Source organism: Endozoicomonas sp. NE40 (assembly GCF_040549045.1).
GTDB classification, from domain to species: Bacteria; Pseudomonadota; Gammaproteobacteria; order Pseudomonadales; family Endozoicomonadaceae; genus Endozoicomonas_A; species Endozoicomonas_A lisbonensis.
Window position 1 is genome coordinate 2,580,001 of the sequence record NZ_JBEWTB010000002.1, and the last position, 15,229, is coordinate 2,595,229.

Genomic DNA, 15,229 nt, shown 5'->3' on the forward strand with positions numbered 1-15,229 from the left:
AGCGTTGTGTAAGCGGTTGAAGGTGTGCCGGGAGGCATGCTGGACGTATCACAAGTGCGAATGCTGACATGAGTAACGATAAAGGGAGTGAGATCCTCCCTCGCCGGAAGACCAAGGGTTCCTGCGCAACGCTAATCGGCGCAGGGTGAGTCGGCCCCTAAGGTGAGGTCGAAAGACGTAATCGATGGGAAACAGGTTAATATTCCTGTACCCCTTTTGACTGCGACGGAGTGACGGAGAAGGCTAGGCCAGCACGGTGATGGTTATCCGTGTTTAAGGTCGTAGGCTGTGGGTTCAGGCAAATCCGGACCCACAAAGCCGAGAACTGATGACGAACCGGCTACGGCCGGGAAGTGGTTGATGCCATGCTTCCAGGAAAAACTTCTAAGCTTCAGGTCAAAAGGGACCGTACCCCAAACCGACACAGGTGGTCAGGTAGAGAATACCAAGGCGCTTGAGAGAACTTGGGTGAAGGAACTAGGCAAAATGGCACCGTAACTTCGGGAGAAGGTGCGCCGGCTGGTGTGAAGGGCTTGCCCCGTAAGCACCGGCTGGTCGAAGATACCAGGTGGCTGCGACTGTTTATTAAAAACACAGCACTGTGCTAACACGTAAGTGGACGTATACGGTGTGACGCCTGCCCGGTGCCGGAAGGTTAATTGATGGGGTTAGCTTAGGCGAAGCTCTTGATCGAAGCCCCGGTAAACGGCGGCCGTAACTATAACGGTCCTAAGGTAGCGAAATTCCTTGTCGGGTAAGTTCCGACCTGCACGAATGGCGTAACGATGGCCACGCTGTCTCCACCCAAGACTCAGTGAAATTGAAATCGCTGTTAAGATGCAGTGTATCCGCGGCTAGACGGAAAGACCCCGTGAACCTTTACTACAGCTTCACAGTGGATCTTGATGTTGCTTGTGTAGGATAGGTGGGAGGCTTTGAAGTGTGGACGCCAGTCTGCATGGAGCCAACCTTGAAATACCACCCTGGCAATATTGAGGTTCTAACCCAGGTCCCTTACCGGGATCGGGGACATTGTGTGGTGGGTAGTTTGACTGGGGCGGTCTCCTCCCAAAGAGTAACGGAGGAGCACGAAGGTTGGCTAAGCACGGTCGGACATCGTGCGGTTAGTGTAAAGGCACAAGCCAGCTTGACTGCGAGACGTACATGTCGAGCAGGTACGAAAGTAGGTCTTAGTGATCCGGTGGTTCTGAATGGAAGGGCCATCGCTCAACGGATAAAAGGTACTCCGGGGATAACAGGCTGATACCGCCCAAGAGTTCACATCGACGGCGGTGTTTGGCACCTCGATGTCGGCTCATCACATCCTGGGGCTGAAGCCGGTCCCAAGGGTATGGCTGTTCGCCATTTAAAGTGGTACGCGAGCTGGGTTTAGAACGTCGTGAGACAGTTCGGTCCCTATCTGCCGTGGACGTTGGAAGTTTGAGGAGAGCTGCTCCTAGTACGAGAGGACCGGAGTGGACGAACCACTGGTGTTCGGGTTGTGTCGCCAGACGCATTGCCCGGTAGCTAAGTTCGGACGGGATAACCGCTGAAAGCATCTAAGCGGGAAGCCCCCTTCAAGATGAGACTTCCCTTGGCCCTAGAGGTCACATAAGAGACGTTGAAGACTACGACGTTGATAGGCTGGGTGTGTAAGCGTTGTGAGGCGTTGAGCTAACCAGTACTAATGACTCGAGAGGCTTGACCATATAACGCCAAAGCGATTTGGTGCCATGCACTAGAGAGTGTAGAGCAAGAAATACAGCTTAAGTTGAAGATTCCAGAGTAACTAGTAACTAGCTTCTAGACACTAGAGACTCAAACCAGTTTTGCCTGGTGACCATAGAGTGTTGGAACCACCCGATCCCATCCCGAACTCGGAAGTGAAACGACACATCGCCGATGGTAGTGTGGGGATTCCCCATGTGAGAGTAGGTCATCGCCAGGCACTTATTAGAGAACCCTGATAGAGAAATCTGTCAGGGTTTTTGCTGTGTGTGGAAAAAAAACGACACATCGCCGATGGCAGTGTGGGCTTTTTATGGAAGAGCCCATGTGAGAGTAGGTCATCGCCAGGCACTCAATTAGAAAACCCCAGTCGAGAAATCGATTGGGGTTTTTGCTATGTGTGGAAAAAATACAACAACAGAAAAAGTATCGCCGGTTTCTGTGTCGTCTGGCACTATTGGTGAGCGTGCAAAATTTCTATTCTGACAAAACTAATAAGAAGTGCAGGTGGTAGGATGAAAAGGGTTTTTGAACCGTTGTGGCTATTGTGTTGTGTATTATTTTTGGCGGGTTGCCAGACAACCTCCCAGTATCGAAACAGTAGTGTTGTTGACTACCTTTATCCAAAGTCGGATCAGCATGTAGTCAGTGAAGAAATACCCCGCTTAGTACTGCCTCTTAAAGTTGGGGTTGCGTTTACCCCGGGAAGCCATGGAACCAGCCTGACAGAAGCTAGCAAAATGGAACTTATGTCTGATGTCAGTAAGCATTTTGAGAGTCTGGATTTTGTTGATTCAATTGAAGTCATCCCTTCGGGTTACTTGCGGCCAGAAGGAAGTTTTGCAAATCTTGAGCAACTGAAGCGAATGTTTGGTATTGATGTCATTGCTTTGATCTCTTACGACCAGACTCGTTTCACCGATGAGGGTTTTGCGTCTATAGCTTACTGGACTCTTGTTGGAGCTTATCTGGTTCCTGGGGAAAAGAATGCAACCCATACGCTGATTGATGCTGTTTTATACGACATCGATAGTCAGAAGTTACTGTTCAGAGCGCCCGGGGTGAGTGTAGTAAAAAGTAAGGCGACACCTGTAAATCTCAAAGAGCAGGTCAGAGAAGATTCTCTGGAAGGGTTTCAGCTGGCTAGCGAAGACCTGGTTGGGAATCTGAAAGTACAGCTTGATAGATTCCAAACACGTGTAGAAAGTACCCCGGAGCAATTTGAGGTAATCAGAAGCGAGGGATACAGGGGAAGCGGCTCGTCCGGCTATGGCTTCTTATTGTTACTTGGACTTCTATTTCTAAGATCCCGCAAAGGATGAAAAGCCCAATTCCGAAGGCGACATTACTGCTGCTGTTGCTGAGCATTGCTATCTATAGACTGGATAGTAATGCTCAGTGGGCTATCTACGACAGAGAAAAACCGGTTGAGATCTGGCGTTATCTGCTGGCTTCATTTGCTCATTATGACTTGAAGCACCTGACGCTTAACCTGATGGTTTTTGCCATTCTGGGAATAAGGCTGGAGCAGCGAACCGGGTCTGACTACTTTTGCGTCTCTGTGTTGCTCACAGCAATTAGCTCAACCTTCATTCTTCATTGTTTTTTTTACGAATACTCAAACTATGCGGGAATTTCTACCATCAATTACGCAATGTTGGGTTTTTTGCTGATATCCATGTTTTACAGACGACGGATTGAGCTCGCTGTCTATGCGCTGTTGATTCTCTGCTATCAGGCACTCAGTGTGCGGTTTGCAATAATGGAAATGCATTCGCTGGTTCAGCCTGTTTGGCAGTTGCATGTGTTAGCTTTAATTTGGGGTATTGTTGCTGGCCTCTATTGTCTACGAAATCGTTCAGGTAATGTTGTATCATGAAAGAAACAGAGTCTCAAAAAATTGCTGTTGTCATTGGGGCAACGGGGCTGGTTGGTTCAGAGCTTATTAATCAGTTAATTTCCAGTAAAGAAATAAAAACGATCATCACCCTGAGTCGCAGGCCATTAAAACAAAGCGCTGACAAGCTGCAAAACCACGTCATTGATTTTGATGATCTTGGCCAATATAAAGACCTGATAAAAGGCGACCTGTTTTTCTCTTGCCTTGGTACTACCAGAAAACAGGCAGGCTCCACAGCAGCTCAGATTAAAGTCGACTTTGAATATCAGCTCAAAGCAGCTCAAATAGCTTCAGAAAATGGCATTCCTCACTATTTGCTGGTCAGTTCCAGCGGAGCCAATGCCAACAGTTCGTTCGCTTATATGAAAATGAAAGGTGCGCTTGAGGAGCAGGTTAAAACACTGCCGTTTAAGCGGGTTAGTATCTTTCAGCCTTCGCTATTGCTGGGCAACAGGACAAAAGCAAGGGTGGGAGAGTTCATGGCAGGAATGGTTATGCCTACGCTATGCAAAATTCCCGGTCTGCATTCTTACCGCCCGATTTCTGGTAAACAGGTTGCCAGCAAAATGACTGAAGTGGCTTTGCGTGAAGGGGCGGCACTTGAATACTTTGTTCTGAATGACGTGTTTCCTGAAAAGGATGACAATTTAAGACGTTAGAGAAAGCCACTCTGTGCATCGGTTTATGCACCTTGGTTTATAAAAGCGGGTTGTATATAGTCCGCAGCCTTAGTTGTTTCCGGAATGTAAAACGATATGCCTCAATCAAAACCTCTGCTGTCTGAATACGATGTCATCGTTATTGGCGCTGGTGCGTCCGGTTTGATGTGCGCCCTGACGGCGGGTGAAAGAGGCAGGCGGGTTCTGGTGCTTGACCATGCCAACAAGATCGGCAAGAAAATTATCCTTTCCGGCGGTGGTCGCTGCAACTTTACCAATCTCTATACCGAGCCGGGAAATTACCTCTCCGTTAACGGTCATTTCTGCAAATCAGCGCTTTCCCGCTATACACAGTGGGACTTTCAGGCACTTGTAGATAAGTACCAGGTGGCCTGGCATGAAAAAACATTAGGCCAGCTTTTTTGCGATGATCGCTCACAGCAAATAGTTGACCTGCTGGTGAACGAGTGCCGGGATGCCGATGTCACTATTCGCGCCAGAACAAAAATAGAAAGTATTGAACACCAGGACAATGGCGAAGCGCCGGTTTATCGTCTGGAGACATCTTCCGGTCACTTCTCCACCCAGTCTCTTGTTGTCGCAACAGGTGGCCTGTCATTCCCAACGATGGGTGCTACGGGTTTTGGCTATCAGGTGGCTGAACAGTTTGGGCATAACATCATTTCGACCCGCCCTGCCCTTGTACCTTTGACCATGTCCAAACAATGGCTGGAGCAGTTTGCCGACTTGTCAGGAGTCAGTGCTGAAGTTATAGCCACCTGCAATGGTCAGTCTTTTAAAGAGAATGTATTGTTTACCCACAGAGGGATGAGTGGCCCTGCAATTCTGCAGGTATCTTCTTACTGGAAAGAAAACGACAGCGTATTTATAAACTGGCTGCCTGCTGTTAATGCTTACGATTTTTTAAAGGAAGCACAACAACGCCGTGCAAAAGCAGAAACCCAGACGATTCTGGCTGAACATCTGACAAAACGCCTGGCAAATGCTCTGTGTGAACACGGTAAACTAAGGCTGCTGACCGGGAGTGGTCGTAAAACCATCAGTCATTACAGTCACTCAGAGTTGGAACAACTGGCAAACGAGTTTGAAAACTGGGAACTGAAACCAACAGGTACCGAGGGTTATAAGAAAGCAGAAGTGACTCTGGGAGGCGTTTGCACCAGCAAAGTGTCGTCTAAAACATTTGAAAGCCGATTACAGCCAGGGCTGTTTTTTATCGGAGAAGTACTGGATGTCACTGGTCATCTGGGAGGCTTTAACTTTCAATGGGCATGGGCATCCGGACATTGCGCCGGACAATTTGTCTGAATAAAACAAATCCGGTTGGCTTGATATTTGTTTCAGCGTTACCCTTGCAGCATCCCATGATTTGTTTCAAGGAACCTTGAATGAAGTTCATTAACCGTTGCGTTGTAAGCCTTAAACCTGCCCAGCCATTTATTGACTGGGTTAAATCCCTTGGTACCGATCTGCCTGAAGACTGGTCTCTGGAAGGTGGCGCTTATCTTCTGGACGAACAGGATACCGAAGAGGCACTGCACATCATCATCGACCAGAACGCTCGCGATATGATGGAAAACGAACTGTCTGCCTGGGAAGAAGACCCGGCTCGCTGGCCGAAAGAGCGAAATGCCGAACAGTTGCGCAGCTGGTTCCAGGTGCATGTTGCAGTGGCGGGCTTTGATCTGGGCAGAGATGACCTGATGCGTGCCGATCTGGCTGATCTTGAAGTCATGTGAATTGGGGAGTAGAGAATGCTTAGACGGGTTGCTTTTCTGTCCCTGTTGTTTCTGATGGCAGGTTGCCAGATGCTGGAACAGCAACAGGCGAAATTTCCTCTTTCAATTGTTGTCAGTGCCTCTCCGTCGGGTGGTGTTAAAGTAGAAAGCTACTACCCGGATGGTTCAAAAGTTATGGCAGGCCGTGTTGTTGTTAAAACGGCTAATAACCTTAAAGTGGCAGATAAAGCCATTGGGAAAGATGGCACAATGCGTTTTTTCTATTCCGTACAGAATATTCAGCTGCATATCCAGGTTCAGTCTGATGATGGTTTACGGGGGCGGAGAACGTTAAACATTGGTCAGGCATTTCCCGGATTTGGCAACCAGGGGGGCTTTGTTCCCAGTCACTAGAGCATCAGCTCCAGTCCTGGTCCGATCTCTCTGAAGCCCTGTCGTTTATAGAATGACAGGGTTCTTTCCCATTTCGGCTGTTCTGGTGAGCCAACTTCCAGAAAAGGCCAACACTTACTTCGGGCAAAATCTTTTGCTGCTGTAATAAGCAATGCCCCGACTCCATCCGGAAGACCATGGAGACAACGGTGACTGCATCAGTATCGGAAGCTGGCCGGACTGTGTATAACTCCGGCACAGGGCGCTTGTCGCCCATGTGTTTGCCTGTGGATAAAAAAGCGAAGTTTACCAGATTTGAAACTTGCTGAATGATCCGTAAATACGTAACGTGCGCTCCTTTGAATGACCAGTGTGTATCAGGCGATGAGTGAAGACGCAGCACAAACCCTTTCCAAAAAGCACGACCTTTCTGAAAAACGCTACTTTTTTGAAAAAAACTATGAGCCCCTGGAGATCCTTTATAAGGATGACTGTCTGGTTGCTGTGAATAAGCCTTCAGGGTTGCTGGTTCACCGCTCCATGATTGACCGGCACGAAACTCGTTTTGCCTTGCAGGAAGTCAGGAATCAGATTGGTCAGCGGGTTTACCCACTGCACAGGCTGGATAAGCCTACATCCGGTGTTCTGTTGTTCGCATTGTCTCCGGAAATAGCGAAGCGGATGGGGCAGCAGTTTGAGTCAAACAGTGTGAAAAAAAACTATCTGGCGGTTGTGCGTGGTTACGCTCCGGAGTCTGGTGTTATAGACCATGCTCTCAAAGAAGAGCTGGATAAAATGACGGACCGTAAAGCTCGGCTGGACAAGCCTGCCCAGGACGCTCTAACGGAGTTCACAAGACTGGCGACGGTTGAGATACCTGTCGCGATTGACCGTTATCCACAGAGTCGCTATTCACTGGTTGAAGCCCAACCGAAAACAGGGCGAAAACATCAGATCCGTCGCCACATGAAGCACATTGCGCACCCGATTATAGGAGACGCAAAACACGGCAAGGGAAACCACAACCGTTATTTTGCTACACACTTTGGTGCAGATCGCCTGTTGCTGGCCTGTATTGAAATGGAAGTTATTCACCCGGTCAGTGGCCAGCCCCTGTTTTTAAGAGCATCGCTGGACAAACGTTTTTCAGATCTTATAAAACACTTTGGCTGGGCTGACAGAGTGGCTGAATATTTGCACAATGAAGAGCAACAGAACAGATAATACCTCTTAATTACACGTTTTTCGTTATTTTAGCTCCAAAGCTAGAGCTAAATGAAGTTATTGGTTATTCTTATGTTTCTGTTATTTTTGCTAAGAGCTGTAAACGATAATTATCCGTTTAGCTCACGTGATTGCTACTGAGTTCGATGTATGAATACTCTGGAACGTTTATCTGAATACCGCTTTACGGCTTCCCAGCTCGCTCGCTTTCGTCGGCTTGGAGAGTTTCTGGGACGTCAGCCGCTGGTGATTCGGCAGCAGCCTGAAGTGCTTGATACCCTGCGTCAGGTGGCAACGCTGGAGTCGGTGGAATATGGCAACAGCCTGGAAAATATCCTTGCGCCGAGAGAAGTCATCCGGAAACTGGTCTTACAGGAAATACGCCCGAGAACGCCGGTTGAACGTCAGGTAGCCGGTTATCATGACGTGCTGGAAATGGTGGTCGATCCAGCAGAGCACACCAACCTCTCGGTCAGTCTGGTCAGCCAGTTGCACGCCCTGCTCTACAGTTATCTGCCCCACGAGGGAGGGCGCTGGAAAGCGACGAACAAGGATATTGTCGAGCGCGATGCTGACGGTACCATCAAGGGGGTGCTTTACCGTACAGTGCCAGCGGCTGAAACGTCCGCCGCCGTGCAAAAAACCATTGAGCTGTATCATGGCGCTCTGGATCGTACGGTTGAGCCGCTGCTGGTGATCAGCTGTGCGGTGCTGGATTTTCTGTGCATTCATCCATTCAGTGACGGCAACGGCCGAATTGCCCGTTTACTGGCCTTAATGATGCTGTCGTTGAACGGTTATCATGCCGGACGTTTTATCAGCCTGGAACGAATCTTCGCTCAGAATCAGCCGGCCTATTTTGATGCGATGCAACGCAGCGTAAAAGGCTGGCATGACGGCACACACGACCCAATGCCGTGGATTAATTTCTTTCTTGATGCTTTGATTCAGGCTTATGAGGAGCTGGAAGTCCGCGTAGAAGCTTTGCAGGGGCAAAGTAGCCGGGCGCCCAAATCACAGTTGATCACCGTAGCGATTGAAGAGCGGGAAGAACCATTTTCTGTGGCGGATATCTGTTTGCAGATTCCCACCGTCAGTCGTGAGTTGGTGAAGAAAGTGATTCAGGGGCTTCGGGAACAGGGACGTCTGAAACCCATCGGCAAGGGTCGGGGTTCGCAATGGAAGAAAGTGAGTTAGTATAAACTTACTTTGCGTTTCAGTGATGAGCCGGACGGCGTTTTTCAAGATAGCTGCTCCGGCTCAGTTCTGTCAGAGCATTTTTTTCAAAACATCGTTTTCCGGAGAATCCATAAAGCGATGCCTCAAAGCACCCAGAATATGCAAACCAATGATTCCAAGAAGGACGAAGGGAATGGTGGTGTGAATACTATGCAGCAGCCCGGCCAGTTCTTTATTGTTTTCGATGACTTCGGGCAGCGTTAGTCCAAAGAATGGGATCGCGTGACCACCAAATTCCGACATAAGCATGCCGCTGACAGGCACCGCGAACATCAGCAGATACATCGAAAAGTGGGCAAATTTTGCCAGCACTGTTTCAAATGCAGGCAAATTTGCAGAGAGTCGGGGAAAGTTGCTTGAAAAACGAATGATGGTACGGGCAATGATCAGCATTAGCGCCAGTACCCCAAACGATTTGTGCCAGAAGTAAATATCGTATTTGTAGGGTGCTGTGTCCGGGTCCAGACCTGTCATAAACCAGCCACTGCCGATTATCCCCAGAATGGTGATGGCCATCAGCCAGTGCATGAAGCGCATTAAGACAGGGTATTTTTGAGTCTCCACGGGCAGTGTTCCTCTTGTTATTGGCAGCTTCACAAATCAGCGACGTTGTTGCCAATTTGTAAGTGCTAAGGGAGTAGAGTAGCAAGGGTATGTAAGAGAAACCAGAATGGTTCTGAAGCGTCACACAATCATTGTTTGCTGAAAGCTGTGTTCTGATAGAGAACACAGCTCAGAGGTGGTGGGGCAGGAGGTATCAAAGCTACTCTGTTTCAGTAACGTCTGAAATTTTATCAACAATGGCGGCTAGAGAACTGTTGTGGAGTGGCTCCAGCTCCTCAGGTGCCGTAACACACATCCCCAGATCCCTGAGCAGGCCATCTTTAAGACCGTAAATCCAGCTGTGTACTGCCAGATCCTGTCCCCGGTCCCAGGCATCCTGGACAACAGTGGTCTGGCACACGTTCACTACCTGTTCCAGAACATTCAGTTCGCACATTCTGTTAAAAAGGGTCTGGTCACTGGTAATCCGATCAAGAGCTTCTTTGTGTTTGTGCTTAACATCCTGAACATGGCGAAGCCAGTTGTCGATCATGCCCAGCTTGCTGTTTCTGGTGGCTTCAACCACGCCGCCACAGCCATAATGACCACAGACAATAATGTGCTTAACCTTCAGGTAGTCCACAGCGTACTGGATAACGGACAGGCAGTTCAGGTCGGTATGAATAACCTGATTAGCAACATTACGGTGAACAAACAGATCGCCGGGGAGCAGGTCGGTAATCTGGTTAGCTGGTACACGGCTATCGGAACAGCCGATCCACAGGTACTCAGGAGCCTGCTGTTGTGACAGCTTCTCAAAGAAGTCCGGCTCTTTCTGGCGGACTGAGGCTGACCACTGTCTGTTGTTATCAAATAAATTTTGCAGTCGACGCATAAACCGAATTCCGTATCTTTTACCTAATTGGAGTTCATCGTAGCAGACAGCCCGGAGCTGAAAGAGTTCCGGACTGTAGCAATTTGTTATCGGTACTGGTTCACCTGATCGCGCAGCTCAATGGCGGCTGCACGGGCAGCTTCAGCGAAATTCTCGTCGTTACCCGCGTAGATAATGCCACGGGATGAGTTAACGATAATGCCTTCACCAGCACTGTTCAGGCCGCTTTTAACCGTCGCTTCAACGTCACCGCCCTGGGCGCCCAGTCCCGGAACCAGGAAAGTCATGTCGCCAGTGATTTCACGGATACGCTTCAGTTCATCCGGGTTGGTGGCTCCTACAACCAGCATGATGTTGTTATTGCTGTTCCAGTCTTTCATGGCGGTTTCAGCAATCACTTCATACAGGAACTGGTCACCAATCTTCAGGTTCTGGATAGCCCCAGCACCCGGGTTAGACGTACGGCACAGCAGAATGGTGCCTTTGTCTTCATAACGGGTGAAGGGCTCTACGGTATCAATGCCCATGTAAGGGTTAATGGTAACGGCGTCGGCACCATAGCGCTCAAAGGCTTCTTTGGCATACTGGTCAGCAGTGCTGCCAATATCACCCCGTTTGGAGTCCAGAATGACCGGAATATCCGGATAGTTATCTTTGATGTACTCAATGGTCATCAAGAGCTGGTCTTCTGCACCACGGGCGTGGTAGTGAGCTGCCTGGGGTTTATAGGCACAGACCAGATCATGAGTTGCATCAATGATGTACTTGTTGAACTCAAAAACAGACTGATCCAGCTCTTGAATATGAGCCGGGAATTTTTCAGGCAGAGGGTCGAGGCCAACGCAAACGAGAGAGTTGTTTTTGCGCACAGCCGCTCGGACTTGATCCAGAAAACGCATAGCAAAGCCTTATTACATAATCTGGGCGCGCAGTTTAACAGAATTTTTTTGTTATCGCCTCTGCTGGCAAAATCAGGTATGGTCTGCGCCTTCTGAATGAACCCCTTTACAGGACGCTGTTGCATGCATGAACTTTTAATACCGGACGTCGCACAGATTGAAGCCTGGCTGAGACAGGCCGGTTATGAGTTCTGGATGTGTGATCGCTGCGACGGCCTGCATATTTCGGCCCTGCAACAGTTGGACGGTGTGCTCGACAGTCGCCTGTTTATTGAGCCTTATGGCATTCTGTTCAGTACAGAAATGGACTTGAAACTGTCCACGGTTATGAAACTGAATGCAGAACTGGGACGGTTTAACGCTTCTCTGCCCACCATGAAACTGTTTATGGAAATCATGGACAACGGCGGTGCGTTACTGGTGTCCAGCGATGCCCTGATTACCACTAAAGGTGTCACTTACGATCAGTTTTACGATTTTCTGGATATGACCGTTGAGGCTAAAAAGTGGCTGCTGAATGAGTGCCATGACCTGCAGGTGATTTTTCAGGGGGAAGCCGGATCAACGGCGCATCAGCCAGAGGTGGCGCCTTCTTTGCATTGATCGTCCCGGGCGAATGAACTTTCCTGACTGCTAACAGTCTTAAGTGCTGTTGAAATCGGTTACAGGAAAAAAAGCATGGAAGCAACAGGTCTGCCGCCACATCAGTTTGATATGGGCGAACCAATGGATATTGATGATCAAGCCACAGGTGTTTCTGACTCTGGTCATCACTCTGTCTTTAACGGCCATAAAGTTTGTCTTAACCCCAATGCGAAGAAAGTGACAGAAAGAGTCAATGATAACTGCGCTATCTGTTGGGAGCCGATGACAGAAGGTATGACCTTTACGGCGCCTTTGACGGTGTTGCCCTGTTACCATGCCTTTCATAAAGATTGTATTGAAACCGCTCTGAAAGAAAGAAGTGTTTGCTCAATCTGTCAGGCTTCTGTTCATGAGGTCAGGACCTTCAGCACCCCGGATGAACTGAATAAAAGCCTGTCTCTGGAGTGTTCCAAAGATGGTTGTGACGTAAAAAATGGAGCAGAGGCGAATCATTTCCATTGCCCTTACCCACTGAGCGCTATGACCCAGATTCAGCCCAGGTGGTTCGTTCAGGAGAATATATTTGTTATTTGCCGCTGGTTAAAAAGTTTCTTTGCGTCAGCGGGTTATGAAGATTGTGTTATAGACTCCACAAGCAGTGATTCATGCATAAACGTTAAAATCAACATCAGTAAGAACGAGCCCGCCCAGAACCTGTATTATCCTTTCGAAGATATCAATAAAGCGGGAACGAAAGAGCAGTGCTTTAATGCCCTCCGGGGCGATGTTCAGAACGATCTGATGTTTTTGGATTTTCAGAAGAAATACCCTGCGTATTTCAAGCCCCCTCAAATGCCAGAGACGGCATACCTGGGTCCAGTGATAAGAAGTTGGGACTTTCACGAGGGTAAAGTTAACTTTCGACAGGGTCTCTCAACCGATTTGAGCAGTATTACTGGGGGTTCATCAGAAATCAGTCTGGAGTTGCTTAATAATGAGCTGAAGAGGCTTGGCTTATATCCCAAAGCTAGCTTAACGCAGTTTTAAAGCTCATTTTATGCTGCCTGTGGCCCGACCCGAAGAGGCGTGGGCAGCTTTAACCATTTTACGCCTCCCCTATCGGAACTTTTCCAACTATACAAAGTCTTTCTGAAGACAAACTTATCCCTGAACATTATGAGATCAGATCATGAACACAGTTTCGCTGTTTTTGCTTTGTTCCCTGATCTGGGGGTCAACCTGGTTCGCCATTACCTTCCAGTTAGGGGTTAACAGTCTATGGTCGGTGTTTTACCGCTTTCTTCTGGCTGGCGTGATGCTGGCGGTGTACTGCTGTCTGCGAACCGGGTTTCCGCGCTTTACGGTTTCCCAGCATATACGGCTGTTTATACAGGGAGCCTGCCTGTGTGGCCTGTCGTACTGGCTGATTTATGAAAGTGAGCGTTATATCACCAGTGGTCTTAGTGCTGTGTTATGCACCAGTGTGTTGTACTTTAACATAATGATCAGGTGCCTGTGGCTGGCAAAGCCTGTTGAAACAAAAGTTGTGGCGGGCGGGGTTCTGGGGAGCCTTGGTGTTTTGCTGGTTATGCTGCCGGAACTGGATGTTCAGTCGGTTGTCGATGCCGCAGGCTGGGGCATGCTGATAGCTGTTTTGGGTTCACTGGTACTGGCCTTTGGTTGTGTCGCCTGTGAGCGCAATGAAGAAGAGAATTTGCCGATACTGCCAACGATCACGCTGAATATGCTCTACGGTTCTGCAACGGTGGCGCTCATTGCTTTAGTGCAGGGGGTTATGCCGGAATTCAATTTCTCTTCAACCTACATAGGTTCTCTAGTCTATCTGGCAGTGTTTGGTTCCGTCGGTGCTTTGTCGTCGTATGTTGTACTGATTCGCAGAATCGGGGCAGACCGGGCTGCCTTTATTGATGTCGTTTACCCGGTCATTGCCCTTTGCCTGTCTTCGCTGGTGGAAGGATATCAGTGGAGTCTTATGGCTCTGTTGGGTGTCACCTTTATAGGTGTAGGCAATACGGTTGCATTAAAACCGTCGAAAACCACTTCCGGGGAGGGACTGTCGGGGAATCAGGGCTAAACTCAATCTGCGCTATTCACCTTTTATAACAGACTGAGTTAAGCCTTATGAGTGAGCATAGCCACTATATTTCCCGGACTATCGAGTTGGCAAACCATGCAATGGATAAAGGCAATCATCCATTTGGTGCCCTGCTGGTACACGACGACAAGGTTCTGTTAGAGGCGGAAAATACCGTCATCTCTGAAAATGATGCGACCCGTCATGCTGAACTGAACCTGGTCAGTCATGCCAGTCATCAGTTAGCACCTGATGTCCTGAAAGAATGTACCCTGTATACCAGCACTGAACCCTGTGCCATGTGTGCCGGAGCTATATACTGGGCAGGCATTCGCAGGGTGGTTTATGGTGGCAGTGCAGAAGTGTTGCAACAGATTGCCGGACCGGGCATTGGTATCTCCGGGCAGGAGGTTTTTTCAACCTGCCATCAACCTGTTGAAATCATCGGACCAGTGGCAGAAGAGCTGTCCAACGAAGTTCATCTGCGTCATTGGCCGCATCCCTCTTAAACCGTCATTTGCAAACAGAACAATACGGGCGGGTCGACCTGCCCATCAATTGCTATGACTGCCACTATGCGGGTTGCCGCATACGTTTTTCCAGCTTTCTGGCCAGAAAAGAAAACAGTAAAACCAGCACCAGATATTCCATCACCAGAAAGGAATAGATTTCCATTGCACGGTATTCAGACACCTGCAATTCATTGGCCCGGCGGGTGAGTTCCTGAACACCAATAACGGAAGCCAGTGAAGACATCTTCAGCATATAGACAAACTGGTTAGCCAGGGGCGGCAGCATATTACGAATGGCCTGCGGTAATACGATGAGCTGCATTTTTCTGGCATACGACAACCCAAGGCTATCCGCCGCTTCAAACTGCCCGGAGTTCACGGCCTGAATGCCACCACGGAAAATTTCGGCATGAAAAGCGCTTTCGCACAGGGCAAGGGCCACAACAGCTGCCGCAAACGCCGGCAACTCAATGCCGGTGACAATAGGCAACCCATAATATATCCACAGAATCATAACCAGAACGGGAATCGAGCGCAGGGTTTCGACATAAATACGATTGATTAACCGAACGCCTTTCAGTTCTGACAGCCCGGGAAGTGCCACCAGGAGCCCGGCAAACATAGCCAGCACAAAAGCCGTCACACTGATTCCAAGAGTGAAAAGAAAACCATCTATCAGGAAGCTGAGATTGGTTCGTCCTGTCTCCGTTTGTGGAGAGAGAATGTACCAGCCCCATTCATAATCGCTGTTGCAACCTGCCAGCAACAGGGCAGTCAGGATGATAATGATCATTTTGAGTTGAAAGGCCACTGGCTTC

At 48.9% G+C, this 15,229-nt stretch carries 16 protein-coding genes and 2 rRNA genes (1 of these 18 cut by a window edge); 14 read left to right on the top strand and 4 right to left on the bottom strand.

Translation table 11 applies throughout. From position 1 onward, the window contains the following. The 10 genes from V5J35_RS12730 to V5J35_RS12775 form a co-directional block, all read left to right on the top strand. Positions 1-1,709, top strand: a 23S ribosomal RNA gene (locus tag V5J35_RS12730); it begins 1,184 nt to the left of the window's first position. A 123-nt stretch (positions 1,710-1,832) separates the two neighbouring features. Next, a 5S ribosomal RNA gene (gene rrf / locus V5J35_RS12735) occupies positions 1,833-1,948 on the top strand. A 295-nt stretch (positions 1,949-2,243) separates the two neighbouring features. Then, complete coding sequence (gene rhlP, locus V5J35_RS12740; protein WP_354007494.1) at positions 2,244-3,050, top strand: rhombotarget lipoprotein; 807 nt, start codon at positions 2,244-2,246, stop codon at positions 3,048-3,050. Beyond that, positions 3,047-3,607, top strand: coding sequence for a rhomboid family intramembrane serine protease (locus tag V5J35_RS12745; RefSeq protein ID WP_354007495.1), 561 nt, complete (start codon positions 3,047-3,049; stop codon positions 3,605-3,607). The genes rhlP and V5J35_RS12745 overlap by 4 nt, the downstream gene beginning before the upstream one ends. After that, the gene (locus V5J35_RS12750; protein ID WP_354007496.1) at positions 3,604-4,287 is read left to right on the top strand and encodes an NAD-dependent epimerase/dehydratase family protein; all 684 of its coding nucleotides are present in this window, start codon (positions 3,604-3,606) and stop codon (positions 4,285-4,287) included. Before V5J35_RS12745 ends, V5J35_RS12750 begins: the two co-directional genes overlap by 4 nt. A gap of 96 nt (positions 4,288-4,383) precedes the next feature. Beyond that, positions 4,384-5,616 (top strand): BaiN/RdsA family NAD(P)/FAD-dependent oxidoreductase, encoded by a 1,233-nt coding sequence (locus tag V5J35_RS12755; RefSeq protein ID WP_354007497.1) that lies wholly within the window; start codon positions 4,384-4,386, stop codon positions 5,614-5,616. Positions 5,617-5,696: 80 nt separating this feature from the next. Continuing rightward, positions 5,697-6,047 (top strand): hypothetical protein, encoded by a 351-nt coding sequence (locus tag V5J35_RS12760; protein ID WP_354007498.1) that lies wholly within the window; start codon positions 5,697-5,699, stop codon positions 6,045-6,047. 15 nt (positions 6,048-6,062) lie between these two features. After that, positions 6,063-6,440: a hypothetical protein gene (locus V5J35_RS12765; RefSeq protein ID WP_354007499.1), complete on the top strand. Its 378-nt coding sequence runs from the start codon at positions 6,063-6,065 to the stop codon at positions 6,438-6,440. Between the two features lie 342 nt (positions 6,441-6,782). Then, a complete protein-coding gene (gene truC, locus V5J35_RS12770) occupies positions 6,783-7,643 on the top strand; it encodes a tRNA pseudouridine(65) synthase TruC (RefSeq protein ID WP_354007500.1) in 861 nt (286 codons plus the stop codon). Positions 7,644-7,793: 150 nt separating this feature from the next. Then, a complete protein-coding gene (locus V5J35_RS12775) occupies positions 7,794-8,840 on the top strand; it encodes a Fic family protein (RefSeq protein WP_354007501.1) in 1,047 nt (348 codons plus the stop codon). Positions 8,841-8,912: 72 nt separating this feature from the next. Here the strand turns inward: V5J35_RS12775 and V5J35_RS12780 are convergent, their stop codons facing one another. The 3 genes from V5J35_RS12780 to pyrF form a co-directional block, all read right to left on the bottom strand. Then, the gene (locus tag V5J35_RS12780) at positions 8,913-9,446 is read right to left on the bottom strand and encodes a cytochrome b (RefSeq protein WP_354007502.1); all 534 of its coding nucleotides are present in this window, start codon (positions 9,444-9,446) and stop codon (positions 8,913-8,915) included. 199 nt (positions 9,447-9,645) lie between these two features. After that, positions 9,646-10,320: a carbonate dehydratase gene (gene can, locus V5J35_RS12785; RefSeq protein WP_354007503.1), complete on the bottom strand. Its 675-nt coding sequence runs from the start codon at positions 10,318-10,320 to the stop codon at positions 9,646-9,648. A gap of 86 nt (positions 10,321-10,406) precedes the next feature. Continuing rightward, positions 10,407-11,219, bottom strand: a complete 813-nt coding sequence (gene pyrF, locus V5J35_RS12790) for an orotidine-5'-phosphate decarboxylase (protein ID WP_354007504.1) — start codon at positions 11,217-11,219, stop codon at positions 10,407-10,409. 123 nt (positions 11,220-11,342) lie between these two features. Here pyrF and V5J35_RS12795 point away from each other — a divergent pair, with 123 nt between their 5' ends. From V5J35_RS12795 to V5J35_RS12810, 4 genes are all read left to right on the top strand, one after another. Beyond that, a complete protein-coding gene (locus V5J35_RS12795) occupies positions 11,343-11,822 on the top strand; it encodes a YbjN domain-containing protein (RefSeq protein WP_354007505.1) in 480 nt (159 codons plus the stop codon). A gap of 75 nt (positions 11,823-11,897) precedes the next feature. After that, complete coding sequence (locus tag V5J35_RS12800; protein WP_354007506.1) at positions 11,898-12,851, top strand: RING finger domain-containing protein; 954 nt, start codon at positions 11,898-11,900, stop codon at positions 12,849-12,851. 142 nt (positions 12,852-12,993) lie between these two features. After that, the gene (locus tag V5J35_RS12805) at positions 12,994-13,899 is read left to right on the top strand and encodes a DMT family transporter (RefSeq protein WP_354007507.1); all 906 of its coding nucleotides are present in this window, start codon (positions 12,994-12,996) and stop codon (positions 13,897-13,899) included. A gap of 47 nt (positions 13,900-13,946) precedes the next feature. Further along, a complete protein-coding gene (locus V5J35_RS12810) occupies positions 13,947-14,408 on the top strand; it encodes a nucleoside deaminase (RefSeq protein ID WP_354007508.1) in 462 nt (153 codons plus the stop codon). A 64-nt stretch (positions 14,409-14,472) separates the two neighbouring features. Here V5J35_RS12810 and V5J35_RS12815 read toward each other — a convergent pair whose 3' ends face one another. Further along, on the bottom strand, positions 14,473-15,222 hold the full coding sequence (locus V5J35_RS12815; protein ID WP_354011293.1) for an amino acid ABC transporter permease: 750 nt from the start codon (positions 15,220-15,222) through the stop codon (positions 14,473-14,475). Between the last annotated feature and the right edge of the window lie 7 nt (positions 15,223-15,229).